Origin of the sequence: Pyrobaculum islandicum DSM 4184, assembly GCF_000015205.1 — an archaeon.
GTDB classification, from domain to species: Archaea; Thermoproteota; Thermoprotei; order Thermoproteales; family Thermoproteaceae; genus Pyrobaculum; species Pyrobaculum islandicum.
Map to the genome: position 1 here is coordinate 563,270 of NC_008701.1, position 25,818 is coordinate 589,087.

The 25,818-nt window shown below is 45.0% G+C and carries 32 protein-coding genes; 20 read left to right on the forward strand and 12 right to left on the reverse strand.

Annotated elements, in window-relative coordinates; translation table 11 throughout:
- The first annotated feature begins 18 nt into the window (after positions 1–18).
- From pdo to PISL_RS03180, 3 genes are read left to right on the forward strand one after another with little or no spacing between them, the layout of a single operon-like run.
- Positions 19–753: a protein disulfide oxidoreductase gene (gene pdo / locus PISL_RS03170; RefSeq protein ID WP_011762368.1), complete on the forward strand. Its 735-nt coding sequence runs from the start codon at positions 19–21 to the stop codon at positions 751–753.
- Positions 753–1,310: an XTP/dITP diphosphatase gene (locus PISL_RS03175; protein ID WP_011762369.1), complete on the forward strand. Its 558-nt coding sequence runs from the start codon at positions 753–755 to the stop codon at positions 1,308–1,310. The genes pdo and PISL_RS03175 overlap by 1 nt, the downstream gene beginning before the upstream one ends.
- A gap of 19 nt (positions 1,311–1,329) precedes the next feature.
- A complete protein-coding gene (locus PISL_RS03180; RefSeq protein ID WP_053240298.1) occupies positions 1,330–2,178 on the forward strand; it encodes a CBS domain-containing protein in 849 nt (282 codons plus the stop codon).
- Here the strand turns inward: PISL_RS03180 and PISL_RS03185 are convergent.
- A complete protein-coding gene (locus PISL_RS03185) occupies positions 2,146–2,691 on the reverse strand; it encodes a hypothetical protein (RefSeq protein WP_011762371.1) in 546 nt (181 codons plus the stop codon). The two genes, PISL_RS03180 and PISL_RS03185, sit on opposite strands and share 33 nt — an antisense overlap.
- Positions 2,692–2,732: 41 nt before the next feature.
- Between PISL_RS03185 and PISL_RS03190 the strand changes: the two genes are divergently transcribed.
- Complete coding sequence (locus PISL_RS03190; protein WP_011762372.1) at positions 2,733–5,516, forward strand: DEAD/DEAH box helicase; 2,784 nt, start codon at positions 2,733–2,735, stop codon at positions 5,514–5,516.
- Here the strand turns inward: PISL_RS03190 and PISL_RS03195 are convergent.
- Positions 5,493–6,497: a sugar phosphate transferase gene (locus PISL_RS03195; protein ID WP_011762373.1), complete on the reverse strand. Its 1,005-nt coding sequence runs from the start codon at positions 6,495–6,497 to the stop codon at positions 5,493–5,495. The two genes, PISL_RS03190 and PISL_RS03195, sit on opposite strands and share 24 nt — an antisense overlap.
- Before the next feature lie 40 nt (positions 6,498–6,537).
- Between PISL_RS03195 and PISL_RS03200 the strand changes: the two genes are divergently transcribed.
- The gene (locus tag PISL_RS03200; protein WP_011762374.1) at positions 6,538–7,260 is read left to right on the forward strand and encodes a hypothetical protein; all 723 of its coding nucleotides are present in this window, start codon (positions 6,538–6,540) and stop codon (positions 7,258–7,260) included.
- Here the strand turns inward: PISL_RS03200 and PISL_RS03205 are convergent.
- Both PISL_RS03205 and PISL_RS03210 read right to left on the reverse strand, forming a co-directional pair.
- Entirely contained in the window at positions 7,248–7,532 is a 285-nt protein-coding gene (locus PISL_RS03205; RefSeq protein WP_011762375.1) for a hypothetical protein, read from the reverse strand. The two genes, PISL_RS03200 and PISL_RS03205, sit on opposite strands and share 13 nt — an antisense overlap.
- Positions 7,533–7,569: 37 nt before the next feature.
- Positions 7,570–8,079: a ribbon-helix-helix protein, CopG family gene (locus PISL_RS03210; protein ID WP_011762376.1), complete on the reverse strand. Its 510-nt coding sequence runs from the start codon at positions 8,077–8,079 to the stop codon at positions 7,570–7,572.
- Between the two features lie 138 nt (positions 8,080–8,217).
- On the opposite strand from PISL_RS03210, the gene PISL_RS03215 reads away from it, so the two are divergent.
- The 6 genes from PISL_RS03215 to PISL_RS03240 are packed head-to-tail and all read left to right on the forward strand — an operon-like array spanning position 8,218 to position 12,826.
- On the forward strand, positions 8,218–9,282 hold the full coding sequence (locus tag PISL_RS03215) for a glycosyltransferase family 2 protein (RefSeq protein ID WP_011762377.1): 1,065 nt from the start codon (positions 8,218–8,220) through the stop codon (positions 9,280–9,282).
- A complete protein-coding gene (locus PISL_RS03220) occupies positions 9,273–9,503 on the forward strand; it encodes a hypothetical protein (protein ID WP_011762378.1) in 231 nt (76 codons plus the stop codon). Before PISL_RS03215 ends, PISL_RS03220 begins: the two co-directional genes overlap by 10 nt.
- 24 nt (positions 9,504–9,527) lie before the next feature.
- On the forward strand, positions 9,528–11,300 hold the full coding sequence (locus PISL_RS03225; RefSeq protein WP_011762379.1) for a ribosome biogenesis/translation initiation ATPase RLI: 1,773 nt from the start codon (positions 9,528–9,530) through the stop codon (positions 11,298–11,300).
- 2 nt (positions 11,301–11,302) lie between these two features.
- Entirely contained in the window at positions 11,303–11,770 is a 468-nt protein-coding gene (locus PISL_RS03230) for a 2'-5' RNA ligase family protein (protein WP_011762380.1), read from the forward strand.
- Positions 11,763–12,218, forward strand: a complete 456-nt coding sequence (locus PISL_RS03235; protein WP_011762381.1) for a hypothetical protein — start codon at positions 11,763–11,765, stop codon at positions 12,216–12,218. Before PISL_RS03230 ends, PISL_RS03235 begins: the two co-directional genes overlap by 8 nt.
- Positions 12,200–12,826, forward strand: a complete 627-nt coding sequence (locus tag PISL_RS03240; protein WP_011762382.1) for a trimeric intracellular cation channel family protein — start codon at positions 12,200–12,202, stop codon at positions 12,824–12,826. Before PISL_RS03235 ends, PISL_RS03240 begins: the two co-directional genes overlap by 19 nt.
- On the opposite strand, the gene PISL_RS03245 is transcribed toward PISL_RS03240, so the two are convergent.
- On the reverse strand, positions 12,791–13,453 hold the full coding sequence (locus tag PISL_RS03245; protein ID WP_011762383.1) for a hypothetical protein: 663 nt from the start codon (positions 13,451–13,453) through the stop codon (positions 12,791–12,793). The genes PISL_RS03240 and PISL_RS03245 overlap by 36 nt on opposite strands.
- 56 nt (positions 13,454–13,509) lie before the next feature.
- Here PISL_RS03245 and PISL_RS03250 point away from each other — a divergent pair, with 56 nt between their 5' ends.
- Genes PISL_RS03250 through PISL_RS03265 form a run of 4 tightly spaced genes read left to right on the forward strand, consistent with a single transcriptional unit; the run spans position 13,510 to position 15,811 of the window.
- Positions 13,510–13,872: a hypothetical protein gene (locus PISL_RS03250; protein WP_011762384.1), complete on the forward strand. Its 363-nt coding sequence runs from the start codon at positions 13,510–13,512 to the stop codon at positions 13,870–13,872.
- Complete coding sequence (locus tag PISL_RS03255) at positions 13,872–14,504, forward strand: hypothetical protein (RefSeq protein WP_011762385.1); 633 nt, start codon at positions 13,872–13,874, stop codon at positions 14,502–14,504. The genes PISL_RS03250 and PISL_RS03255 overlap by 1 nt, the downstream gene beginning before the upstream one ends.
- 54 nt (positions 14,505–14,558) lie before the next feature.
- Positions 14,559–14,861, forward strand: a complete 303-nt coding sequence (locus PISL_RS03260) for a hypothetical protein (protein WP_011762386.1) — start codon at positions 14,559–14,561, stop codon at positions 14,859–14,861.
- Positions 14,858–15,811 carry a class I SAM-dependent methyltransferase gene (locus PISL_RS03265; protein WP_011762387.1) on the forward strand — a complete coding sequence of 318 codons (954 nt, stop codon included), beginning with the start codon at positions 14,858–14,860 and terminating at the stop codon, positions 15,809–15,811. The genes PISL_RS03260 and PISL_RS03265 overlap by 4 nt, the downstream gene beginning before the upstream one ends.
- On the opposite strand, the gene PISL_RS03270 is transcribed toward PISL_RS03265, so the two are convergent.
- Positions 15,804–16,487: a class I SAM-dependent methyltransferase gene (locus PISL_RS03270; protein ID WP_011762388.1), complete on the reverse strand. Its 684-nt coding sequence runs from the start codon at positions 16,485–16,487 to the stop codon at positions 15,804–15,806. The two genes, PISL_RS03265 and PISL_RS03270, sit on opposite strands and share 8 nt — an antisense overlap.
- Positions 16,488–16,490: 3 nt before the next feature.
- On the reverse strand, positions 16,491–16,817 hold the full coding sequence (locus tag PISL_RS03275; protein WP_011762389.1) for a hypothetical protein: 327 nt from the start codon (positions 16,815–16,817) through the stop codon (positions 16,491–16,493).
- Positions 16,818–16,822: 5 nt separating this feature from the next.
- Here PISL_RS03275 and PISL_RS03280 point away from each other — a divergent pair, with 5 nt between their 5' ends.
- On the forward strand, positions 16,823–17,656 hold the full coding sequence (locus PISL_RS03280; protein WP_053240299.1) for a SagB/ThcOx family dehydrogenase: 834 nt from the start codon (positions 16,823–16,825) through the stop codon (positions 17,654–17,656).
- Here the strand turns inward: PISL_RS03280 and PISL_RS03285 are convergent.
- Positions 17,653–18,849: a M20 family metallopeptidase gene (locus PISL_RS03285; protein ID WP_011762391.1), complete on the reverse strand. Its 1,197-nt coding sequence runs from the start codon at positions 18,847–18,849 to the stop codon at positions 17,653–17,655. The genes PISL_RS03280 and PISL_RS03285 overlap by 4 nt on opposite strands.
- A gap of 85 nt (positions 18,850–18,934) precedes the next feature.
- Here PISL_RS03285 and PISL_RS03290 point away from each other — a divergent pair, with 85 nt between their 5' ends.
- Genes PISL_RS03290 through PISL_RS03300 form a run of 3 tightly spaced genes read left to right on the forward strand, consistent with a single transcriptional unit; the run spans position 18,935 to position 22,358 of the window.
- Positions 18,935–20,581 carry a long-chain-fatty-acid--CoA ligase gene (locus tag PISL_RS03290; RefSeq protein ID WP_011762392.1) on the forward strand — a complete coding sequence of 549 codons (1,647 nt, stop codon included), beginning with the start codon at positions 18,935–18,937 and terminating at the stop codon, positions 20,579–20,581.
- Between the two features lie 40 nt (positions 20,582–20,621).
- Positions 20,622–21,590, forward strand: coding sequence for an alcohol dehydrogenase catalytic domain-containing protein (locus PISL_RS03295; RefSeq protein WP_011762393.1), 969 nt, complete (start codon positions 20,622–20,624; stop codon positions 21,588–21,590).
- Positions 21,591–21,599: 9 nt separating this feature from the next.
- Entirely contained in the window at positions 21,600–22,358 is a 759-nt protein-coding gene (locus PISL_RS03300) for a D-aminoacyl-tRNA deacylase (RefSeq protein WP_011762394.1), read from the forward strand.
- 103 nt (positions 22,359–22,461) lie between these two features.
- Here PISL_RS03300 and PISL_RS03305 read toward each other — a convergent pair whose 3' ends face one another.
- From PISL_RS03305 to PISL_RS03320, 4 genes are all read right to left on the reverse strand, one after another.
- Positions 22,462–22,731: a hypothetical protein gene (locus tag PISL_RS03305; RefSeq protein WP_011762395.1), complete on the reverse strand. Its 270-nt coding sequence runs from the start codon at positions 22,729–22,731 to the stop codon at positions 22,462–22,464.
- A 217-nt stretch (positions 22,732–22,948) separates the two neighbouring features.
- Positions 22,949–23,116 (reverse strand): hypothetical protein, encoded by a 168-nt coding sequence (locus PISL_RS10615; RefSeq protein ID WP_167827610.1) that lies wholly within the window; start codon positions 23,114–23,116, stop codon positions 22,949–22,951.
- Between the two features lie 60 nt (positions 23,117–23,176).
- On the reverse strand, positions 23,177–23,485 hold the full coding sequence (locus PISL_RS03310; protein WP_053240300.1) for a hypothetical protein: 309 nt from the start codon (positions 23,483–23,485) through the stop codon (positions 23,177–23,179).
- A 411-nt stretch (positions 23,486–23,896) separates the two neighbouring features.
- Positions 23,897–24,244, reverse strand: coding sequence for a hypothetical protein (locus tag PISL_RS03320; protein ID WP_011762397.1), 348 nt, complete (start codon positions 24,242–24,244; stop codon positions 23,897–23,899).
- 152 nt (positions 24,245–24,396) lie between these two features.
- On the opposite strand from PISL_RS03320, the gene PISL_RS03325 reads away from it, so the two are divergent.
- Complete coding sequence (locus PISL_RS03325) at positions 24,397–25,659, forward strand: zinc ribbon domain-containing protein (protein WP_011762398.1); 1,263 nt, start codon at positions 24,397–24,399, stop codon at positions 25,657–25,659.
- Positions 25,660–25,818 lie beyond the last annotated feature (159 nt).

The window sequence follows — 25,818 nt, forward strand, 5'->3', positions numbered from 1 at the left end:
CACATCGATTATTTGCGCATGGCTACACCAATAGGCGGACCTGAAGAGGAAGTGCCTCATATAGAAGTAGACGAAGAGACTAGGGAGATCATTAGGGAGATGTTATCCCAAATGGAGAACCCTGTGGAGATAAACTTCTTTACAAGTCAGAATTGTGCAGGCCGTGAGACTAATTGGTGTATACCTACCGAAGAGTTTCTAGATCTACTAATACAACTGGCGCCGCAGGAGAAACTACGTCTTAATAAATACTTGTATGAAAAAGACGCAGAGAGTTTTAAAAAATTTGGCGTGGAACCTCAGCGTGTGCCAGTGGTATACTTTGGCAACGGCTTTATTAGGTATCTTGGCGCACCTCTTGGAGAAGAGGTCAGAGCGTTTATAGAGACTGTTATTAGACTTAGTACGGGTAAGACAGGGCTTAGGCAAAAAACTAGGGCTGAGCTTTCTACACTTGCACAGAGTGCTTCAAAACGTGTCTACATCTTAACTGTAGTTACGCCAAGCTGCCCATATTGTCCATATGCTGTCCTCTTGGCAAATATGTTTGCATATGAAAGCAAAGGGAAAGTTGTGTCTGTTGTAGTAGAGGCACACGAAAACCCAGATATAGCAGATATGTACGGCGTGACAGGAGTTCCAGCTGTAATTTTACAAGCCGAAGACGTTTCAGTTGGAGATGTAGAATTTGTAGGCGTACCCCCAGAGCACGAGCTTTTGGCGCGAGTTAAAAACCACATGGGTCTCTCTTAATGAAGATACGTGTTGTTACAGGAAATCCGCACAAGTTGTTAGAAATTTCCAAAATCCTAGCCCCTTTTGGAATCTCTGTAGAGAGGCTGGACGTCAAAAAAATAGAAATTCAAGATGACGACGTAATTAATATAGCCAAGAACGCGGCCGAAATCTTATGTCCCATATACGGAGATTTCATTGTGGTTGAAGACACGGGGCTTTATATAGGAGCGCTAGGCGGCTTTCCTGGTCCTTATGCAGAGTATGTATATAGAACCATCGGTTTGAAAGGCTTGCTAAAGCTAATGGAGGGCATTGTCGACCGTAGGGCTGTTTTTAAATGCGCCGCAGCTATATGTGTAGAGGGGACTGTTCACATTTTTATCGGCGAGACGCAGGGCTATATAACCCGTGAGCCCAGGGGCAACAGAGGGTTTGGCTACGATCCCGTGTTTGTGCCAGAGGGCGAGACTTTGACATATGCAGAGATGGATGAAGAAACAAAAAACAAGGTTTCGCATCGTGCTAAGGCGTTTACAGCTTTGGGCAACTGGCTTATATCTAAATTTAAATAAAGATGAAGTATTTTAAGCTGTGGATGTGTTTAGAAGGCCTGTAATAGAGTTTGCTACTAGAAACGTTGTTACAGCAAGTGAGAAGGATAAAGTGCTCAATGCTATGAAGACTATGGTTAACCTAGATATCAGACGGTTGCCTATTGTACGTGGCGATAAGTTAATAGGCATAATAACAATGCTTGATATATTAGATGCGATATATTCCTGGATTAGCGATAAAAATACCGAGGGCTCTCTGTATAGTGATATCTATATGAAGAGCGTGATTGAAATAGGGACTAGAAGTGTAATTTCTGCACGTCCTGAGACCCCATTAGGCGAGGTGATAGCACTTTTCCTCCGCCATAACTTTGGCTCTATGCCAATAGTAGATGAGACAGGGCGGTTAGTTGGCATATTTACAGAGTGGGATGTGTTAAAGGTCGCGTCACAACTAGACTTCCCACACAGAGTTCGCGATGTAATGACGAGAATAGTCTATGTGTTGACGCCTTATTCTACTGTAATGGACGTGTTAGAGGGTATTACAATCTATAAATTCAGGAGGTATCCAATAGTGGACGAAACAGGCAAAGTGATAGCGATGTTACACGCAAAAGATGTACTTAGATATTTTGCTTCTGACGAAGTTATTGAGAAAATCAAGCAGGGAGCTGTAGAAGATATAGTGAGTAACTATGCGATAAATATTGCAAAATCGCCCATATTTGTAGCTAAGCCAAACGACCCAGTTATAGACGTCGTCAAGAGAATGCTTGAGTATGATGTCGGCGGAGTCCCTGTAGTTAACGAGGAGGGCACGGCGGTTATAGGTATGGTGACTGAAAAAACCTTAATGCTCCTCTTTGAGGGCTCTGCGGAGTAGTAAAACACTCAGCGCCACGAAAAGACTCATAGAAGCGGCCGTTGCCCCGGCCATTACAGCTATAAGAAGAGACGGCGTAGAAACTGTGGCAGAGAAGTTAGATTTACACTCCACATACAAGCTTCTTGTTCTATACATCTCTAGGTGTTGGGTTGCCGTTGTAGGGGTGAGTATGTTGTTTTTATCTCTGCATATGATCTTTGCCTTTGGATCCTTTAGTACTACTATGGCGATATCTGTACCTACAGTACATGTAATGTAGAACTCTGGCCTATCTGGCCAGAGCGATAGTAGGCATTGAGGGTTGCCATAATAAATGCCATACACAGTGTAAGACCCATTGAAGTACCAACTAACCTTCTGTGGCAAGGGTATGCTTTGTCCATCAACTACTAAAGTTCCATTTATAACGGCGGCTGTGTAGTTACCAGAAGGCCCCTTAACTAACAAAACTCCACCCCAGACTGTGAAGACCAGTATCATTATGAATAGGAGGGCCAATTTGTACATCATGGCCAGCGTATGAGTAAAATTTAATAAACGTTTTGTTTAGCGTGGTTTTTTGCTTGCTACATCCGCTAATTAAGGAGGCGTTGAAGGAAAGAGGTATTTCAGAGCCTACGGAGCCTCAAAAGTTAGCGATTCCCGAAATATTGGCTGGTAACAACGTCCTTATAATTGCTCCCACTGGCAGTGGGAAGACTGAGGCTGCGATATTGCCTATTCTATCCAGAATGTTAGAAAGTAATATAGAGAGACCTGGCATATATGTACTCTATATCACGCCGCTTCGAGCACTTAATAGAGACCTTCTGGATCGTATCAAATGGTGGGGAGAGCGCGTTGGCTTTAAAGTCGACGTGCGCCACGGAGATACAGACAAAGCCGATAGACAGAAACAGAGTAAATCGCCGCCTCACATCTTGATTACTACGCCAGAAATGCTCCAAGCAATTATGACCGGCAGACGTCTGCTTGAGTATCTAAAGGAGCTTAGGTGGGTTGTAGTTGACGAAGTCCATGAGTTAGCTGAGGATAAAAGAGGCGTACAGCTCAGCTTAGCGCTTGAGAGACTTAGGTATCACATCGGCAGAGATTTCCAAATCGTTGGTCTTTCAGCAACAGTAGGTAGCCCCGTTGAGGTGGCTAAGTTTCTCGTCGGGGGAAGCAGGCCGTTTAAAGTAGTTCTCGTAAACTTTGCAAGACAGATGAAGTTAGACGTCGTAAGACCCAAGCCGACTGAGGAAGACTATAGATTAGCTGAAGCCTCTGGGTTGTTTCCAGACGTCATAGCCCGCCTACGTTTTATAAGAAAGCTTGTTGAAGAAAACCGCAGTACGCTAGTTTTTGTAAACACCAGAAGTATGGCTGAGCTATTGGGCTTCCGTCTCTCCTATCTCTTTGGCGATTTGCCCATTGCAGTACATCATTCATCATTATCTAAAATGGTTCGCGTCTCTGTTGAAGAACGCCTTAAAAAAGGCGAGCTTAAGGCTGTTGTTGCGACTTCAAGCTTAGAACTGGGTATAGACATAGGACATATCGATTTAGTAATCCAGTATATATCTCCGCACCAGGTAACGCGCCTACTTCAACGTGTTGGGAGGAGCGGCCATAGACTTTCAGCTATGCCTAGAGGCGTGATAATTGGCGAAGATATAAACGATATAATGGAGGCGGTGGTTATCGTAAAGAGAGCACGAAACGGGCTTATAGAACCGACTCAAATTCCCGATAAGCCATACGATGTATTAGTTAACCAAATTGTAGCCTTTCTAATACTAAAGCCTAGGTGGAGACTAGAGGAGCTGTATGAAGTAATAAAAAGAGCCTACCCCTACAAAGATCTATCGATTGAGGAGTTGAGGAGAGTTGTAAGATTTATGCAAGATCTATACCCCAGGCTTGCGGTCTATTTTGAAGATAGCGACGTAGTAGCGAGACCAAGAAGCCGAGGCTTCTACCGCTATTTCTACGAGACTCTCTCTATGATTCCGGACGAGAGACAGTATGCCGTTATTAACGAGAAGACCGGCGAATTAGTAGGTACGCTCGACGAATCGTTTGTAGCTGAATATGGCACCGTCGGGGTGAAGTTTATTTTTAGAGGCAGACCTTGGCTTATAACGAAAGTAGAGGATAGAGTTATAAAGGTAATAGAGGCGCCTGATCCCACAGGCGCAATACCTAGCTGGATAGGAGAGGAGATACCGGTGCCTTTTGAAGTTGCGCAAGAAGTTGGCGTTTTGCGCGTTAAGGCCTCTCGTGGCGACTACAAATCTATAGCCGAGGAATATGGGGTAAACGAAGAGGTTGCAAAATTTATAGTTGAGGAGATTTCAAAACACAAAGGCCCCATCCCCGATGATAAAACAATAGTTATTGAACAGTTTAAAGACAACATTGTTATAATACATGCGGCCTTTGGGACGCGAGTAAATAGGACACTAGGTAAATTGCTTGGAGAGCTTCTTATTAAAACTCTAGAGAGACCCATAGGTGTCTACCAAGACCCCTATGGGATAATTATACAGTCTTCCGAGCCTCTAGCGGCGGAGTTAGTTAGAGAACATCTTAAGAAACTAGCCTCTTTAAATGCGCAAGAGATTGCCGAGCTTCTAAGGTCTGCATTAGTTAAATCAGGCTCGTTTAAACGTAGAATTCTACATGTGGCTAAGAGGATGGGGGCCATTGATAAAGAAGCTGATGTATACAGTGTTAGTATGTCTAAACTAGTTGAGGCGTTTAGTGGAACTGTCGTCTTTGATGAAGCGTTGAGAGAGACTTTTGAAAGAGACCTAGATTTAGAACATACGGCAGAGGTTTTACAACGCATAAAAACAGGCGAAATATCAATAGTACACTCCGTTGAGCCGACATATCTCGGCGAGGTTCTATATGAAAAGCTATCGCATAGACTTGAGATTATACCTCCTGAGAGACTTAAGAAACTTGTCCTAGATAGTACAAAGGCGAGGTTGCTCAATTACACTATGCTTGCCGTATGTTTAGATTGTGGTTGGCATGGGCTAATTAGAGTTGGCGAAGTTACAAATCTTATTTGTCCCAAGTGCGGCGGGGCGAATGTTGGAGTTGTAAGAGTGGTGAGAAGCGATAATTTAGAGCGTGAGATAAGGCGGAACGTGGAGGAGGTAAGACGTACTGCAGAAGTTATAAAGAGGTATGGCTGGGTAGCTCTCTATGCCTTGGCTTCTAGACTGCCTGTAGAGACTGTGGAGAAGATATTGGCCGATATCAATGGCGTGGACATTAATAGACTCACGGAGATTCTACAAGAGGCTGAGAAAGAGTATTTAAAGCAAAGACTTCTCGAGTAGCCTAGCGGTATAAAAGGGATAGAGGTCATCTCTATTAAATTGAGCTAAATTGCGTCGTATATATTCTTTTGCTTTCTCTCTGTCCATAGGTAGAAACTCCCCATGTTTATATATTGTGAGAGAAGGCACATCCCTATCCACTATGCCGTAGATATGTGAAATGGGACCTATATATTTCCCCCCGTAGACCAAAGTCCCAATAGCTGTTTTTACAAACTCTCCAAAGACTGGGCCTAGTTTTTTATATGTTTTTGACGTATACGAGGGCCTTATGGGTCCTAGAGTGTTTTTTAGATTTGAGACTGTAGTTCCTGCGCCGAGATTTACGAAAGCAGCTATGTACGTATCGCCTAGATACCCGCTATGTTGTTTACGTGTGTAAGAGTCTAATATGGCGTTTTTAGCTTCGTCACGTATCTTAACATCATAATAAAGCGTGGTGCCTGGACGTACATATGTAAACGGTAAGACGGCGGAGCTAGGCCCTATGACCGCAGGCCCCTCTACATATGTATATTCATAAAGCTTCCCACGGAGATAGATATCTCCTCTCACTACACCCCCCACGTCTCCTTTCATAATCTCTATGCCAAGTTCTTTAAGACGGCCAATTGCCAACTTCATAACTTCAATATTATTTTCGAGAAGGTCTGCTATAGATGTAAATGGCTCAGCTGTAAGTAGCTCTCCTCTAAAGTCTAGTCTACTCTCTCCACATGCCAAGTTTCTAGATTTAAGGAGGTGGGGAATACAGCCGACGTGTATTTTCGGCACGTCAAGCGGTATGCCCTTTCTGATTTCAAATCTACACCCCTCTAGAATATGTGGGAGGTCTACAGTATCTTCTACATATATCACAACTCTACCCATATCGCAAAATGCTAAAGCGGCTAATTCGACAATTCTAAAACCTCCTACTATTAAGTACGGCGCTGGGGTGAGAAGAGGCGGGTCTATGCGGCCTACGACGGCTAATTCCACAACAAACTTATTAACCTGGTATAAAAATTGCCTTGTTGAAATGATTGAGAAGATAGTCAAAAGAATTATAGGAGTTGAAGACGCACCTGCGTGGTTAGTGAGAGAGGTGTTTAAGAAAGTTGAGGATGGCCTAGATATAGATAGTGCAGTTAACTACCTGGCGCCAAAATTAACTGAGATATACAAGTCAAATATCGCGAAATACAGACCTGGGAGGGCAAGTATAAGAAAGGCGTCTGCTTTTTTAGTAGCAGAGTTTATCGAGCGGCTGGGGTATAGCGTCGAATTTATCAATCTCTTTGGCGCATCTTTTCCAGCAGCTGTAAGAGGAGAGAGGTTGTACACACCTCTTGCGTTAATTTTAGATGAGAAGAGAAAATCGCTGTATCTAGCGGCAAAAGCTAGAAGACTTATGCAGAGCGTTATACAACTCACAATGACTAGAAATGTAGATGGCGTATTAGTAGAGGTTGTTAGAATCGAAAAACCGCCCTATTATTACCTATATACTTCTGCTAATGTTGCTAGACTTATTGAAGAAAGCCGGCCTATTGTCGCCACGGTAAATAAAAAACTTGGAAAGTTATACTACTACTGGCGCCACTTCCGGGAAAGGGGGTATCTTGTGCTTGTAGATAAAGAAGTCGGCGGAGTTGTAGTAGATCTCCTAGCGGTTGGGTTGGGGAGATACGCGGTGGTGAGTAGAAAAAGCAAGAAGATAGGCAGACTTAGAAAAGTTCTAGACTCTATCTACTTAGTTTGAGTTTGAGCTTTTCTTCTCTCTCTAATTTTATTTATCTCTTTTTCAAGAAGTGAAAGGTGGAAATTTAACTCTTCGATGCCGAATTTCTTAGCCACCTCTCTCCCATATTTTATCAGCTCTTCTGCCTCTGCAAGTTTCTTTCTCTTGACTTTTTCTGTTGCCGTATATATGATACACTCAACAAGTTTTTCTTTAAACTCAAGAGCCTTGTAGTTATTTCCGTCTTTCTCGGCCCATGTCACTAGACGTTCCCATCTAGTGCATATAGGCATCGGCGTCTTGCTACGACGAACTTAAAAAATTTTTTATCTACTCAATAGCGGATAGTTGAGCTTTGAGTTTTATAAGTTTCATATACTCTTCTTCCATGCCAAGTTTCTTTGCAGTCTTTAGCGCATTGGCTAACTTCTCGTGAAGGCGCATTGCCACTTCGGGGTTTCTGGGGACAATTCCAGCCTTTACCTTTCTCAAGTAGTCTTCTACATCTCTAATAATTGCGACTATCTTCTCTGCGGCGATATCTAATTCTACATCGTCAATAGTCTTACTGCTATTCTTCTGTACATTTATAGTTAGCACTATGGGCTCTACTATCACCTTCTCTCTTGGTTTCTCGATGTTATACTTCCCCATTAAATATCCGGCGATTAGATATCTGACTAACTCTGACACTCCATCAAGCCCCTCTCTTTTAGCAAGTTCTTCCAATACACGTTTTACCTTTCTATGTACACGGACTGAGACAACTGCTCCCTCTTTATCGGGCGCTCTGAATAAGTCGTTATATGTTAGGTCAAACTCTCTTATGGGGATACTCATGTAGATCTAGTACCTAGGGTTATATACCTCAAACAACTAATTTCTATATCAATACTCTACATGTGAGATTCCTAAAGCGAAGATAGCCGTTGTTCTTAAATATGGATTTTTTAAAAAGAACAGAAGCACAAGCAGGCGATGGTTGAGTCAATTCTGTTCGCCCCATTCATAGTATTGGCTCTCGCAGGGCTAATGAGGGAGTACCTATTCTGGAGAAACGAGACGGCATCCCATAGACAGAGTTGTAGAAAAATCAGCGTGATTATACCTATGAGAGGTGTATATTCTTGGACCGAGGACAACTTAAGGGCTATAACTTCTCAAAAAACCGACGTAGAGATAGAGTACATATTTGTTGTAGATTCTCCAGAGGATCCAGCCTATGTACTTGCGCAGAAGTTTGGTAGAGTTATAATAAGCCAAGGAGAGGGGAAAAGCGCAGCGCTTGCGACAGGTCTAAAGGTGGCAAAAGGCGACTGTATAGTTTTTGCAGATGACGACATCAAGCCTAGAGAGAATTGGCTTGAGTCATTAACGGCCCCCCTTTCTTTATACACGGCCGTAACTACGTATAGGTGGTATGTTGGTCAAGGGCTCTGTCATAAGGTGAAACTAGCCATCAGCAACATGGGATTTCCTGCCATGATGGATAAAAGATCTAGATTTGTCTGGGGTGGCTCCACGGCTTTTAAAAGAGAGTTTGCCGAGAGAGTTAAACTCGCTGAGAGATTGCCTAAGTATATAAGCGATGATTACGCAGTGTATTCTGCCATAAAAGAAGTCGGCGGCACCATATGGTTTGCTAAATCGGCTATAGCGCCTACGCCAGACCCACAGTGTAAAATTCAGGAAGCTTTTCACTGGGGGGTGCGTCAGATACTTATGGTGAAGTGGCACGCACGCTTAGGTTGGTATATAGGACTTATGATCTACACGCTAGGCTTTTTTATATCTGTAGTATTACCTATAGTAGGCGTTTTAATCCGCAATTATTGGTTGCTGCCGGGACTTGCACTACACCCGATAAACCTTGCAAAAGATTTTATAAGAGCTAGAGGAGTGAAGAAATATACGGCTATACAAGTTAGTGTTGTTGATATCGTCGCCACTTGGGCTATAGGTAATTTTATAATTCCCACAGCGCTTTGGGTTTCTGTTTTTACAAAATGTATAAATTGGAGAGGTCGCAAGATATGCCGGTGATAGACTACTCAATTCTTTGGGCTATCTTTAAGACGTTTTTCAACCTCGTAGTAAGTGTCCTAGCTATGTTAGGCCTGGGGGAGTGGGGAGGTCGCGTAATGGCAGTGTTGCTTTTTGCAACTCTCTTTTTCCTAGCTGGCGCCTTTAAGAAGACTAGGAGAATTATTGGGCCGCTTCTTGCATTGGCGATAATGATAGTGGCTCTGTTGGGCTACATCTAAATAAACAAGTGTGGTGGTTTGCACGTGGCCCGTATAGCTGTCGTAGATAGAGACGCTTGTCAACCCAGAAAATGTGGTCAAGAGTGTGTAAAATACTGCCCAGTTAATAAGTCTGGCAAAGTCGTATACATAGATGAACAATTGAAAAAAGCCGTTATTTCAGAAGCTCTTTGTATAGGTTGTGGCATATGTGTACATAAATGTCCTTTCCAAGCAATTACTATAGTAAATCTACCCGACGAGCTTGAAAAAGACTGTGTGCATAGATATGGGCCAAGTGGATTTAAGCTCTACCGCCTCCCCATCCTTAGAAGAGACAAAATCATAGGGGTGTTAGGCCGCAACGCCCTTGGCAAAACCACTATGGCTAAGATTCTCGCAGGCGAGTTTGTGCCAAATCTTTGTAACACGAGGGACAAAGTCACTCCTGAAGACGTGATTAGATATTTCAAAGGCACAGAGTTACAGACGTATTTTTCAGAGCTCTATAGTAAGAGACTTAGGAGTGTTCACAAGATTCAATATATCGAGCTTATACCAGTATATCTCAAGGGTTCTGTTGAGGAGATAGTGAAGAAGGCAGGGATTAACGAACAGTTGTTAAAGAGGTTTGGCCTAGATAAACTTCTCGATAGGAAAATAGAAAATCTGTCGGGAGGCGAGTTACAGAAATTGGCTATAGCTGCTGCGCTTTCAAAAGACGCAGATGTCTACATCTTTGACGAGCCGGCGACACATCTAGACATCGTAGAGAGAATAAAAGTTGCAGATGCCATTAGAGAATATACAGCCAATAAATACGTGCTGGTCATAGAACACGACCTAACGGTTCTTGATTTCCTGGCGGACAACATAGTAATCGTCTATGGCAAACCTGGTGCCTATGGAATTGTATCCTATCCCGCCGGAGCTAGAGAAGCTATTAATGAATACCTCGCCGGCTATATATCGTCTGAAAACATGAGGATTAGAGATAGGCCTATAAAATTTGAGACGAGACCTCCTGAGAGAAAGGCAAGTAAAGCATCACGTCTTGTAGAGTGGACTGATATATTCATAGACCTAGGCAGTTTTCAGTTAGAGATTCTAGCGTCTTTTATATCAAAAGGCGAAATTGTTGGCATAATAGGCCCAAATGGTATAGGCAAAACAACTTTTCTAAAGGCTTTAGTAGGCGAGATAAAGCCAGCTAAGGGGCAGATCAGCTCAATTCCTCGTATAAGTTATAAGCCACAATATATTAGAGATATAGCCGTGAGAAATCAGGATGTTACCGTCGGCCTGTGGCTTGCCAAAGAAGTTGGAGATTATTCTAACAATCCCATATGGCCTGATTTAAACAGCGGGTTCAACTTAGTCCCTCTTTTAGAGCGTAAAATGGGCGAGCTGTCTGGAGGCGAACTCCAGAGGGTTGTAGTTGCAGCATCTTTGCTAAAAAAAGCCGACTTATATGTCTTAGACGAACCAATGGCCTACCTAGATGTTGAACAACGTATAACCGTGGCTAGGACAATCAGGCGTATAATAGAGGAGAGTGAAGCCGCTATGCTTGTGGTAGAGCACGACATTGCGATGCTAGATTACATGTCTAATGCCATTATGCCCTTTGTAGGTGAGCCGGGGAGAAGGGGTTTCTCTCCAGGTCCCACGGACATGAGGACAGGAATGAATATGTTTCTAAAGTGGGCCGATGCGTCATTTAGACGGGATATTAAATCGGGTAGGCCGAGGTTAAATAAGCCTGGGTCTGCTCTCGATAGAGAGCAGAAGGAGAGGGGAGAGCTCTATTATATTTAACTATGGGATATATATACGGCATTTTGCCGCCAATGCCGCCTCTAAGGCCTTTTGAAGGCATTACTCCAGTTAAGCCACATATCACATTAGTTAAGCTCAAAAGACCTGTAAAAACAGAGCTAAGGTATAGACAATTTGTCGTAAGACTCGGCCCAGTGGTTTTATTACCCAGCGTAACCAAGCCGAGATATATAGCTCTCAAAGTGGAGCCATACGGGGAATTAGCCGCATTGCGTACGTTGTTGTTGGCGTCTCTTGGCGAAGCAGTAGAGGAGAGATATACAGAGTTTAAGCCACATCTCTCAGTATATGCCATACGTTTAAAGCATCCTACAAATGAGGATCTCGCCCCAGCGATTGAGGAGACATCTAAATATGTCGGCACGGCTTTCGAGGTAAAGGCTATACACCTCATAGATACAACAGGAGGCGTCTATTTATCGCTCTATACACTTCCTCTTTATGCGTAAAGAGATAGAGGCCTATCTGGGGGGTTTAGCCGTCGGCGGTTGTGTTGTAGAGTCGCCAAAGCCGTACATACTACAGTGGCTTAAGTCGCTTGGCATGTATAAAGATAGGCTAGTTTTGCCAAAAAGATTTTGTAAGTATACGCCGTCTACTCTTTTAGAACATGTGTATTTCCTTAAGGGAGCTTTTGAGACATATGGCGAGTTTTTCGCCGGCGACCCCCATATGGGAGATGTCATAGCTATATACAAAGTTAGGAGTAGAAAATTAATAAGGTCGTTGCGTCTATTGGGCATACATCCTCTTGAAACTACTGATGAAAAAGGCGAGAGAAATTTCATTGTTATATACCGTAGTAAAGATATAAAGCGATTTATTAAATTTGTCAAGCCTGTTATAGAAGACGTGGCTATTGCAAGATTACTAGGCTTATGTACGCAGAGCTTATAGTCGAGATTTTAAATTACGTAGGTATAGTGGCATTTGCAGTATCGGGCGCATTGAAAGCAGGCGAGAAGGATATGGATCTGCTCGGGTTTATCGTGTTGGGGTTTTCGACGGCGCTAGCTGGCGGTATAATTAGAGATGTATTGTTGGGCAGAGTTCCTCCGGCGAATCTAATGTATATTCCATATCCGGCTACTGCGATAATAGCATCGTTAGTAACATTTGTCTTATATCCTCAAGTGAGGAGGTATAGAGACGTCGTCTTATATCCAGACGCCCTGGGATTAGGCGCATTTGCGGCAATAGGCGCAGATATTACAGCTACTTACTGCTCCACCAACAGGATAGAGAGCTGTTGGCTACTTGTTATAACGCTCTCTTCAATAACAGCAGCAGGCGGGGGCGTAGTCCGCGACATACTTGCTGGGGAAGTCCCAGTGGTGTTAAGACGTGAGGTTTATGCATCTGCGGCTGCTATCGGCGGCGTATTATATCTAGCTTTGTATCCACTGGGCAGAGAAATTGCCATGTTAACCACAATTATTGCAGTAACCGCTATTAGAGTAGTTACATTATTAAAAGGTTGGGAACTCCCCCGCGTTAGGCTGTAGGATTTTACATCTTAGCTTTAACTTCTTATGTACTACACAGAGGTCTCTCTCAGTTGGCATGCCTTCGGTATATATTCTAAAGCCTTTGAGATAGGCCTCGTACAACGGGTGGCGTGGCTCCTCAGCTGACATAGGTATTATACACATGGTTTCTCCATCATATACCATTTTCCCCTTATTATTTCTAGCGATGTATATCATAAGTTCATCTCCCCTTATTTCAAATAATGTACCTAGAGGACGTTGAGGGGGTCTGCCACCTCTAACAGAGATATACGACAAAACAACAAGCCCCAAATCGCATGTAGTAATGCCAAGACCAAGTTTTAAAACCCGTTGTAGAGCCAGGATGTCAAAATATTTAAAACGCGGCAGTAGAAAGAGTAACTTCTGGAGTAATTCCTTTCTATCTATCACGCCTCTTTTGACTTGAGTTATATACACATATGTAGTTTCTACAATTTCATAGGTACCAAATCGACTCCACCCCCTAATGGCGTGTTCAAATCCCTCTTCTGATTGCGATACTATAATCGCTGAGACTAGATACTTTGGCTCTTCTAACATTCTAGTATCTACAAGGGGGCCGTAGTAGTCAAAATGGTCAATCCAACCGATCACATCCATGTCATATCTTATTTGTATATTGCTAAAGATATTTAAACGGAGCGTAACGCAAATTTGTGGCCCCTCGCTTCTTTATATATCCGGGTTACAAAAGCATAGAAGACGAGCCTAAAATTAGGCAAATGATTTACAGGGGCTTGAAAGAAATTGAAACAGAGATCCGTAAGCGGATGTTAAATTCTGACAATGTAGAAGAATTAGGCCGTGCATTAAAGGCAATAAACATGATCGCCGTTAGGGTAAAATCTATAGAGGGGAAGATAGAGTCTAAAAAAGAAATTGAACAAATAGACGCTATAATATTTGACAAAATGAATGCTATGCTTTCGGCGTTGGCAAACAAAGACTATGTATCCCTCCTAGCTATTGCGTCCGAACTGGAGAAGCTTGTAGCACGGCGTAGTTCACTCTTTTCATAATGGTTTGCCTAGCTCCTTTTACACCTGACGAATTTATAACATGGTATAGACACCTCGGGAGACTCAGACTCTTCTGGGCTAAACCTGTAGTAGAACTTTTCCCACTATATAGACTTACAGAGGGCTGTGTAACAAAGGCAAGGTGGTTTTCCGACAAGCCGAGACTTGAAGAGGCATATATAATTGTACTTAGACATGCGAAAAAGATAGACTTCTTATCGACATTGAGAGGGATCAAGATACTAATAACGCCAAATGAAATAAGTAAAGAGCTTTATCAACTCAAGGGCGGTCTCTATATATACTCTACATCTCGACCTTGTGCTACTGGGGTTTATCTAGAAAAACCGCCGGAGGGCCATCGAGAGCCCGATCCTGACCACATAGTCTTATCCTCTGGATCTGATTTACGCTATCTGTTGTATCTAAACCGGTGGAATTTTAACATAGATTATCTGTGGTTGCAATCTCTTGAAAGCCTAGACGATGCCATAGAGAGTGCAATATGCGAAGCCAGAAGACACGGGGGGAGATTTGTGACTGTGGCGACAAGCGAGGGTCATTTAGACACTATAGAATTCAACCTATATAAACCAGACCACTCTTACCATATATACAAATTGGCCTTTTAGTATATAAAGGGAACTCTACCGAATATATTAAAATATTATAAATGGACAAAAACAATGTATAGTCTCGCCCATATAGTAAAATGTCCTATATGTGGTATCGAATTTAAACCAGTTATAGAATCCGTGAAAGATGGCGAGACGGAGGTCGTATGTCCCAACGGTCATGTTTTCACTATTTTTGTAAATAACAGCGAGTCGGTTTTAGACTGCGAAATTAGAGACTGGGAGAGATTTGGCCTTCTGCCGCAAGCAACTCAACAAGCAGTGTTGGAAGCCATACAGAGTGGAAGAGTTCCAAGCGACCTTCAAACGCTTATGAGGAGATTAAAGGAGACCGGAATTGTAGTCTGTACATGAAGATAGTAGAGGAGATAAACGTATTTCGTTACTATAAACCTTTTATAGAGGCAGCCGGCGGCATAGGTCAAGTTAAAAAAGCGCTGGCGTGGAGCGAGTGGTATGCAGTCAAGTGGTGGGATGAGGTATTTAACGAATTGGGTCTCCAGTCTATTAGAGAGAGCGTTTTTGCCCGCGCGCTCTTTATCTCTTTACGAATAAGGGGGTATATCAGAGAAGACGGCCACATAAGGAGGAGACCTGAGAAACCTGAATATCCGACCAACAGCTACGCGATTGAGTTTGTAGAATTACACGAGTCGTTTGATAGAATAGGCGCTGTCAATGTGGCGTCTAATAAAGCCGATGAAAACACTATAGCCATACTCTACTCCACAATGCTTAGCCAGGGCTGGTACAAGATTTTAAGACACACCTTTCTAAAGCTTGTCGAAATTGAGAAATTCCAGACAATTTTTGAGCCAATTATAAAAGAGGGACAGGTGGCATTAGCGGTTATGGAATTTCACAAGCCTAAGATGTACATAGGTTTTGACTACAGGAGAGATAACGTTGAGCTGGCTACAGCTGTGTTGAAAGCCAAGCCTGGAGAGTGTAAAGATATATGCATATTTAACGCGCCAACTTCGTGTGACGCTGTCAAACTTGCGAAGAAGTACATAAGTGGAGTAGATGCAGTATTGATGTTACACACACTCTATTGGCTCCTTGATCCTGTCAAGGAGCTTACTTGTATACGTTCAATTATTGGCCAAGGAGGGAAACTTCTAATAGGGCAACAAGTAGTGGAATCCACGCCGGGTTTGGTGGCGTTAGTAACAGCAATGGGGGCAAAACATGTCTTTAGTTGGAAAGGTGTAGAACACATTCTAAAAGCAGCTGGTTACGGGCTTTCAAGACGCTATCTTAGATACATGCCTTATTACATCGCCATATGGGAGCCTAAGTAAAGTTTGACGAACTAGCAAAGTATATATAAACAGAACCAAATCCTCTTTCTTTAAATAGCATAAACTTAGAGTATCTACCTACGATTTCGCGGATTTTTGCATTTGGTGGAATAGAGGAAATTATTAGATGTATTTTCTTATACTCCTTACATACCTCTTTTGGCGTTATGAGACATACAAGTTTAGGAAGTATAAACTTTGTATATATACTAAGAAGCTTTCTAACAAATTTGTTATTAGGATTTCCTATAGATACCACACATTGGTATAGAGAGACTCTATTAAATTCCGCAATAGCCCGCTCTATATCTATTGATGCATGTAGAGAATAGCCTGCCAACAATAAGTCAAACCCCTTATCTCTAAACGGCATATATTCAAAAACTCCAACGACTTTCTCGTCTGCCGTCGTATTTACATAGAGCATCTCTGGTGTTGCATCAAGAGCTACGACATATCTCACTCCTCTCAAATGCCTAGCCATATTGCCCGGGCCTGCCCCCGCGTCAAGAACTTTAACAGGACTTCTCCCATCAACGGCATAGAAAAGCGAAACGGCCTCTTCTCTCCACCTATCTACGTTGCCTAGAGTGGCGATAAAATTTGCCCTCTCGTATGCTTTCCAAATCTTTTTATATGCCTCCATTAGCGCACGCCATCTATATCCAAAGTCCACGGTCTACGCTGTATAGATGTATATAAACCAGATACTCACACCGCCCCCCAAGGCCCATAGCCACCAGTAATCTCTTCCAGATTTCAGAAGCCAAACGTCTAAGCCTGCGGTGCTATGGACAACCGCGATAATTATAGTAGCTAGTGAAACCCAACCAAGATGGAGTTTAGCACACACCGTGTACGAATCTATTAAGCCTAGAGTAGCCTTCTTAACAACCTCCGGCTTTGCTAGACATAGCCCAGAGATTGAGACCAGTAGCCCAAAGAGTAGGAGAAGGACTGCGGTTATGTCAAGGATAAAAACGCTTATAGCGGCTCTCCCAGACATATAACGTGCGGAGAAGAGGTTTCTTAAAATTCATAGTAGCTAGCCCCTTAGGGCGGCTATTACTTGGCATAGTGGCGACGTTGGTTTCGTCGGTAGTAATTTATCTAGACTTGGTAAATGGAAATGTGAAAAAAGCTACCGTTAAGGGTGCCAGAGAGATTTTGCTTCCATATCCACGTCTCCATGGCACTGTATCTGTAGAGGAGGCTTTAGCAAATAGGCGGTCAATAAGAGAGTTTAGAGATGAGCCGATTGAGCTGGAGGAGTTAAGCCAGCTTCTATGGGCAGCCTATGGTATATCAGAAACTAGATACGGACTTAGAACAGCGCCTAGCGCAGGAGCGCAATACCCGCTGGAGGTGTATGCCGTCGTTGGAGAGCGTGGCGTAAAAGCCGATTATGGTTATTTAGAGGCTGGAATCTATTACTACGACGTATACAGACATTGTCTTCTTTTAAAAAAGAGAGGTGATTACAGAGAGGCTCTATATCGTGCTGCTTTAGAACAGCCGTGGGTACTCACGGCTCCCGTCTCTATAATTTTCACGGCTGTATATAGCAGAACTGTTAGAGTATATGGAGAGAGGGGGCGTGTGAGATATGTGCCAATGGATTTAGGCCATGCCGGACAAAACGTCTATCTTCAAGCGACGGCGTTAGGCCTGGGCACAGTTACCGTCGGGGCTTTTCACGACGAGGAAGTCAGAGAAATATTGGAGCTATCTCCCGAGGAAACTCCCTTGTATATTATGCCAGTGGGAAAACCGTTAACACCCTACAGACTTACAGAAGAGGAATTAATACAATTTTACCAAAACAATAGAAAGTCATCCTATTAACGGACAGCTAGTTTTTTGATAACTCTAAAGTACGTCTCGGCTACGTTTATCACCTGTTTTACTTCGACATATTCGTCTGGCGCATGGGCTAAATTGACGGGGCCTGGACCGTAGGTGACTGTAGGTATTCCAGCTTTTATAAAGAATCTGGCGTCTAATCCGCCTATACATACGGTTCTCTTAGGTTTTTTGCCAACCACTTCCTCAACGGCAGAAGCAAGAGTCTCTACCAGTGGATGGTTTGGCTCTACCAGGGCAGGCTCTGATATGTTTGTAACTTTCACCTCCACTCTATGAGGTATCTCTTTCGCTATTTTCTCTACGAAAGCGATAAACTCGCGTTTTACCTCCTCTATGTCTTCCTCTGGTATAACTCTCCGATCTACAGAAAAGGCGAAATAACCAGGTACCACGTTGGTTTTTACAGAACCTCTCACCTCTCCGCCTATGGTAATTGTAGGCGAAGCCCCCCGCGGATCTTCATACTCGTATTTACTTACCCTTGTAGATATCGCCTTGATATACTCCTGAAGTCTATACGCAATATACGCCGCGCCCTCAAAGGCGTTTAAGCCAAGCCAAGGTGTAGAACCGTGGGCTTGCCTTCCATATACCTCCACCATAAACCACACGAGCCCTCTGTGGCCAATCCAGATGTTATCCTCGCCTGAGCCCTCTGCTATTATTACCCAAGGTGCTTTTATTTTACCAGACCTAGCTAAGTAACCGGCTCCAGTTTCGCCGCCTATTTCCTCGTCAGGAACGAATGAAACCTCGAAATTTTTCACGCCAGCCGTCACGGCCTTTTCCACTGCTAGCATAATTGACGTAAGGCCGCCTTTCATATCTACAGCACCTCTGCCATAGAGCCGCCCGTCTTTATAAAGCGGTTCAAAAGGTTTTGTTACCTTCCAACTCTCTAGGGGACCCGGCGGCACTACATCGTAATGTCCATTAAAGTGGATCCTCGGCTCTCCCATCCTAGCTATTAAAATAAGCCGTGGGTAGTCCACACATTCGGGACATACTTTTGCAACCTCAGACTTTGGGACTTCTAAAACCTCGGTGTCTAAACCCAGAGATTTAAAATATCTCTCTGCGAAATCTACAAACTCAGCATATTTCTCGCCAGGGGGATTAACCGTGGGAATTGAGATTAGTCTCCTTAAAAGGGATACGGCCTTTTCTTCCATAGAAAAGACTAGGTGGTACTAATTAAGCTTAAGGCTTCGACTTGTGTCGAAAAGAAAATAAAAAAATCACTAATTCTATATAACTATGGAAAAATACCAACTCACATTGAATAATGTATGGAAGTATATAAAGGAAGTTTTTAGCGAAGTTGAAGTTGCATATCTCCCGCCTCATGGCAATAATATTAGATCCACATACGGCAGAGAATACGAAAGATCAATGCGTCTAGCTGATGGACTTAGACAAATGGGCGTGGGACCCGGAGATAGAGTAGCTACACTAGATTGGAACACAATCTGGCATTTCGACCTATATTGGGCTGTGCCCGGAATGGGCGCGGTACTCCATCCACTTAACGTAAGATTAGCGCCAGAGGATCTTGTCTATATTATAAACCATGCCAGAGACAAGGTGTTAATATATCACAGAGACTTTGCGCCACTTGTAGAAAAGCTCAAGCCGCATCTTAAGTCTGTACAATTATATATCCAGATATCCGATGGCGCCGGCCCCGTGGCAAAAGACCCAGAAATCGAGGATATAATAAAGCAAGGCCAGCCCAAGCCCTTCCCAGATCTCAATGAAGATACCGTGGCTACCATAGGCTACACCAGCGGTACGACAGGTCGGCCTAAAGGCGCTTACTTTACACACAGGGCACTGGTGCTACACACATTGACAAGCGCAGTTGCATTTGCTGGTTTTAGAGGGTTTGCCCGCCCCGAGTGTGCAGAAGAGCCGTGTACCTTTTTACAACTAGTGCCTATGTTTCACGTACATGGTTGGGGTACTCCCTGGACGTTTGCGCTTCTTGGCTGGCGCCAAATATACCCAGGCCGTTTTGATCCAAATCACACAGTGAGGCTAATTGCAGAGGAGAAAGTCAAGACTATGGCTGGAGTGCCCACAGTTCTTTACATGTTACTGACGGCTCCAGATTTGCCCAAGTATGTAGCTAAGATCAGAGAGATCAAGCCGATCTTTGTCGTTGGCGGTGCTGCGTTGCCTAAAGAACTTGCTAAGAAGGCGGCTGAGGTTGGATTTATACCAAGAGTAGGTTACGGCATGACGGAAACGGCGCCTATACTTACACTCGGCTTCTTTAGGCCGACGGAGAAAATGCCGCAAGACTTAGATGAGTACTATAGTTTACTTACAGCTACGGGCCTACCTATACCTCTGGTAGATCTAGCAGTTGTGGACGAAAACCTAAACCCAGTGCCTAAAGACGGCAAAACAATGGGCGAAATAGTGGTAAGATCACCATGGGTGACTCCAGAATATCTCGGCGATTCGGAAAAAACTAAAGAGGCATGGAGAGGTGGGTGGTTCCACACAGGCGATGTCGCAGTGTGGATGCCAGATGGACGTGTCAGAATTGTAGATAGGGCTAAAGATGTAATAAAATCAGGCGGCGAATGGATTTCGTCATTACAACTAGAGGACCTTATTGCGACTCATCCAGCAGTTGCTCAGGCGGCGGTTATAGGAGTTCCACATGAGAAATGGGGAGAGAGACCAGTAGCTGTAGTGGTTCCAAAGCCGGGTGCTATGGTAACTGAGCAAGAGATCATAAAACACCTTGAAAAATTCGTGGAGAGTGGTAAAATACCTAAATGGTGGTTGCCCGATAAGGTGATATTTGTACAACAGCTGCCACTGACAGGCACAGGTAAGATTGATAAAAAAGTTTTAAAAGAGCAATATAAGGACATTTTAAGACAAAGTTAAATATCCTAAAATTTTTATTTATCTAGAAAAAGACGTAGTTATGAGAGCAATTCAACTTGTTAAATTTGGAGAGCCTAGGGAGGCTCTTAAATATGTGGAATTGCAAGATCCAACGCCAGGCCCTGGGGAGGCTGTAGTGAAGATCGAAGCCGCAGGCGTTTGTGGCCGAGATCTTGTCGTGCGTAAAGGCGCTTTTCCGCATGTAAAACCGCCAGTTATACCTGGCCATGAGGGAGTTGGCAGAGTGATTGATGTAGGCGCTGGTGTTGAAAAGGACTTAGTAGGTATGAGGGTATTTCTCTCGGCTATTTATGACGGCACATGTGATTATTGCAGAAGGGGGCTAGAGAATTTATGTAGAAATGCAGAACTACTTGGCGAATCTCGTAATGGCACATATGCCGAATATGTAGTTATTCCAGCGAGATTTGTGCATCCATTCCATGGCGTAGATCCAAAAGTAGCTGTAGTAGCGACATGTCCGCTTGCTACTGCTGTTTATGCGTTAAGGCAGGTGGATGTGGAAGGGAAGAGAGTATTGATAGTAGGCGCCGGCGGCACTGGGGTTTATATAGCACAACTAGCTCGTGTAAGAGGAGCTGAGGTCTATGTATCAACTAGGTCTGTTGAGAAAGCGAAAGTGTTAAAAGAGCTTGGTGTTAAAATAGCTGAAGACAGAGATAAAGACTTTGACATAGTTATAGACACAGTGGGCAGCCCCACTCTTGAAAAATCGTTTAAACTTGCCAAAAGAGCTGGAACTATAGTTGTTATTGGTAATGTCACAGGCGAGCGTGCTTCAATAAGCCCTGCATTGATTATCCTGCGGCAATTAAAGGTGTTGGGTAGTATGGCTTTCAGGCCATGGGATATTTATGAGGCACTAGATTTATTAAAGAGGGGGCTTATAAAGCCCCTTTATACAGAATATAGGCTAGAGAACGCTCCAAAAGCTCATGAAGATATGGAGAGAGGTGCAGTAGTTGGAAGAGCAGTTTTAATTCCCTGAGTTAAAGTTATGTATGTAATAGTGGCATCTCTTAACGATCCTGTATCACGCATATTTCTCGACGTAATTGCGCCTACGCCGTTGGTTAAGACTGAGGGCAATATAGAAATTAGAAAGTTTGTGGACTTCCCAGTTGTGGTGTATAGAGGAGAGCCCACTGACTTCAGCCGCGAGGACATACTGGCCTCTTTTGGAAAATATGCCATTTTTATATCTAGACATGAGATGGCGAATCCAAGGCCGTTGTTTACGGTTCACACTCCTGGCAGTTGGCCCGACGTATCTATATCAAATCCGCCACTTACATCTTCAATATTTAGAACTTTGTGTAAATTAGCGTACGAGCCCTACACATGCGCCTTTGAGGCGACGCACCACACTCCAAATACCTCTTACATATCTGCCACATTTGTAGAAGTTGGAAGTACAGAAAACGAGTGGAAGGACAGGAAAGCAGTTGAGACTTTAGCCCAGGCGGTTGAAGAAGTATTAAACAGTCAGATAAAGCCAAACACGCCGGCTATGGCCATAGGCGATCTCCACTACGTGACTGTGACAGACCCAGTGTTAAAAGGCGAGTTAGACCTAGGCCATGTGATTCCTAAGTATGTAGATATCTCTCTCCAAGTAGTACAAAACGCCTACCTAAAACATACCACGCCTATAGAAAGAGCTATATTGTTCAAAAAGAATGTAAAAAACCCTGCCAGAAGCGAGATAATAGAGTTTCTCAAGTCGCGTGGTGTCGAAATTATCACAAAGGGGTAAACATCCATAGCCCCTCTCTGCGACGCCGGTCCTCCCCGAGAGGGTGCGGGGCCCGCCCGCGACAGCCACAAGAGGGGCACTGTACCCGCCTGTTATTCAACTCCTACAATTTCGTGCCACATCTCGGGCAGACCATACTGTACAACCGTTCCTCTAAATACGGCAACCTATACCACCGCGCTAGCGCTTGCAGTCTCCTCCTCAACTGCCCAAGCCCATCTAGGAAGTGCTTCCTCACGCCGTTTCCGCTCCTCTCCTTCAACTCCCGGTAGGTGTCGTCCTCCATCGTGTCTACTACGATTGCAGCTTGATGCTCTCTGGCCAACTTTATAATCTCACGCGTAGCGTTTATAACGACCCCGTTGTTGAGCAAGTAGGACGTCGGCCTTGGAAAAAAGGCTATTGTTGGATATAGGGGGAAATTGCGGTTAGTATCCGCCCGGCGGCATTTGCGATGTATGCGGCGAGCCCAACCACAAACAACAGTATGCCCATACCTCTCTCACCACATACACAAAAAAGCCAGAAACACTCTTTCAACTACCTCGACACACCTGCCTCACAGCGACGCCGTGAGGCAGGTGAACGTTTCAACTCCGGCGGAGGGCCCAGAGCGCGCCGAGGGCCGCGGCGGAGAGCGCCGACACCGCCACAAACGCCCAGAGGACTCTCTCAGAGCGTGTGATGGCGTAGGCGACGGCCCACACCGCGACTGTGGCGACGGCCATCGCCGCCAGAAACACGGTCAAAATCCGCATGCCATGACTACACAGGCGGGAGAAAAGCAAGCAGAGAGACGGAGAAAAAGGGGGTTGATCCTACCACTCCTCCTCTTCCTCCCACTCCTCTTCCCACTCGTCCTCTTGTTCCCACTCCTCCTCGAACTCTTCCCACAACTCCTCTTCCTCCTCGTCTTCTTCTTTTTTGCAATATTCCTCACAAGACACAGGTATTGGATGTTGTGGGGCAAATGGATCGGGTATTAGGGCAAAACACCCACTGTCTTCAGTTGTTTCTATGTATACCACGTTTCCATCACATGTCTCAACGTTGACCAACTTTCCTCCCAATTCGCAGATAGCGTTTTCAATTAGCTTTTTTTCTATAGGGAGTTGGGTTTGGCTCATATGCACATCTGGGGGCCGGGAGAAAAGGGAGGGTTTTGACATTGACGTGTGGCGGTCTATTGTGGTATCTCAGAGATACCGGTCTCGGACGGCTTTACGCATATCGCAATCGACATAGATGTGGGGGAGAAAAGAGGTTGCCAAGGCTTCTCTGGGAGCGGGCCGTGTTTCTCTTCGCCTTGTCTAAGCGTCTCCTCTAGGGGAACGCTCCGGTAGGGCACGTCGGCGAGAGCCAAGACAAGTGGCTCAAAACCCCACAAGCCGATCGGCCGGACGGTCGGCGTCTCACGTAAAGCGTAAAGACGTAGTTTTTTGCGTTAACCAACTCGTGAAACGTCTAAGTCGCTCTTATATGCCAAGAGAATTCCCCGTGCGTACGGTATTGGCACAGATGAAACGGGAGAGAAAAAACTAAAGTGGTGTGACGAGGTAGAAGCCGCCGGCCTTGACAGCGCGGTAGGCGACGCTGAAGTATGCCGGGTCGATACAGACGTCCCTGTCCTGGCCGACACAAAGGAGTTTCCTCTCTCCGCAGAAGATGTTGGAATAGCTATCAGCGTCAGGATCGTAGTCATAGACACATCTGGCGACGTTGAAGTTGGCTTGTCTCACCGGCCGTAACAAAACAGCGGCGACAGGCGAGTAGTTGTAGGCGACGTCAAGAGCGCCAACTTGGAGAAGTCTCAGGGGCTTCAGCAAAACCAAACCATTCTCCCTAACGAAGTCCCAGAACTTCTCCCTCTCCATTATTTGGGTCATGCCACTTTACGCGGCGGGAGAGAAAAGCTAGCAGACACGCTTTCAGCTCCTCCGCTTCACCTGCCTGACAGCGACGACGTCAGGCAGGTGAGTCGGTGGAGTTGAACGTCGAATATTTCAACTAGCTTTTCTCCCTCACGCCCTGTACGCATATGAGCCAAGTCTACAGGACGCTGAAGATCAGAATCCCCTGGCGGTTGGTCGAGGAGCGTCCAGACGTCCTTGACCTCGCCGTAAGGATGCACTTGGCCGTTGAGGAGTACGCCAAAAAGTTGTTGAAAGAGTTGACGGGGCAAGAGGAGCTCAGACTCACGGCGGAGGAGTTGGACAGACTCCTCACGCCAGACAGGCGTGAGTTAGCTGTCAAAATAATAGATGAGGTGTTTCCAAAGTACGGTCTCAAGAGGTACTTCATAGACCAAGCCAAGTTCTTCTGGCGTGATACGGCGTTTTGGCGAGCAATCCCATTGAACGCACAACTTAGGGTTGAAAACGAGAGAGATACGAGTAAGGCGGTCTTTGTCGACCTCGAGAGCGGCGTTGTTAGAGTAAGAAAACTCGGCATACCGCCTTTCGCCGTCAAGTTGAAGAAGGGCAACGTCGCTTGGATAAGAGAGAGACTAGAAGAGGGCGCCAGACTCAAGTTGGCGTTCCTCGGCGTAGAAAGGCGGAGGGGCAAGGAGCCGACTTATGGCAAGCTATATGTCGCCCTTGTCTTCGCCCGCGAAGCGACGCCGGTGGAGCCCAGGGCGCTTGTCGTTGTCGACGTAAACCGTCTTGACCACGGCGTCGTGGTGGGTCTCCTTGTGGACGGCAAGATTGTCAAGCGGAAGAGGCTCCCCGACGAGCGCGCGGTCAAAAAGTTGTGGAAGCTCCACAGGAAGATAGGCCGTCTCGATGCGCGAGCCGCAAGGGAGACGGATCTTACCAGAAGGAGTTTTCTCGAGAGTAGAGCGCGTTACCTCAAGTCCAAGCGTTATAGGAAGATAAGAGCCATTGTGGAGCAGATTGCAAGCGAAATCGTAAAATTGGCGAGAGAGCACCAAGCCGCCATAGTGGTAGACACGATGGACTACGAGACGTATATTGCGAGGAAGCAGAGTGGCGAAAGCGGCGATAAGAAGCACCTCTACGATGGATTAGGTCAGCTAAGGAGGAGGTTGAAAGACCTCGCCCAGTGGTATGGGTTGCCGTACCTCGAAGAGAGACTGTATAGCACGGTCTGTCCCCGTTGCGGAGCAAAGATGAAGAGAGAGAAGAAGCGCATAATGTGTTGTCCCTCTTGTGGATTTAGTGATACACGCGACAACATCCCGTTGTTGTGGGCCAAGAGGAGGTACTGGGAAATCCTCCAGAAGATAAAACAACCCGTTTTTTCCTCCGTCCCGGCACCCCTCACGCTTTTAACCTCGTAAGTTTTCTTCTCCCATGAACCGCATTCCCCGGCCCTGGGGGCACGGCCGATTAGCCACGCCCGTACGCCCGGGCACGGCCGTGCCCCTCTCGCCTCCGCCCCGCCCGCCGAGGGCGTCTGGCGGAGGCGGGCCAAACCCAGCCCCCGGGGGAGGGCCGGG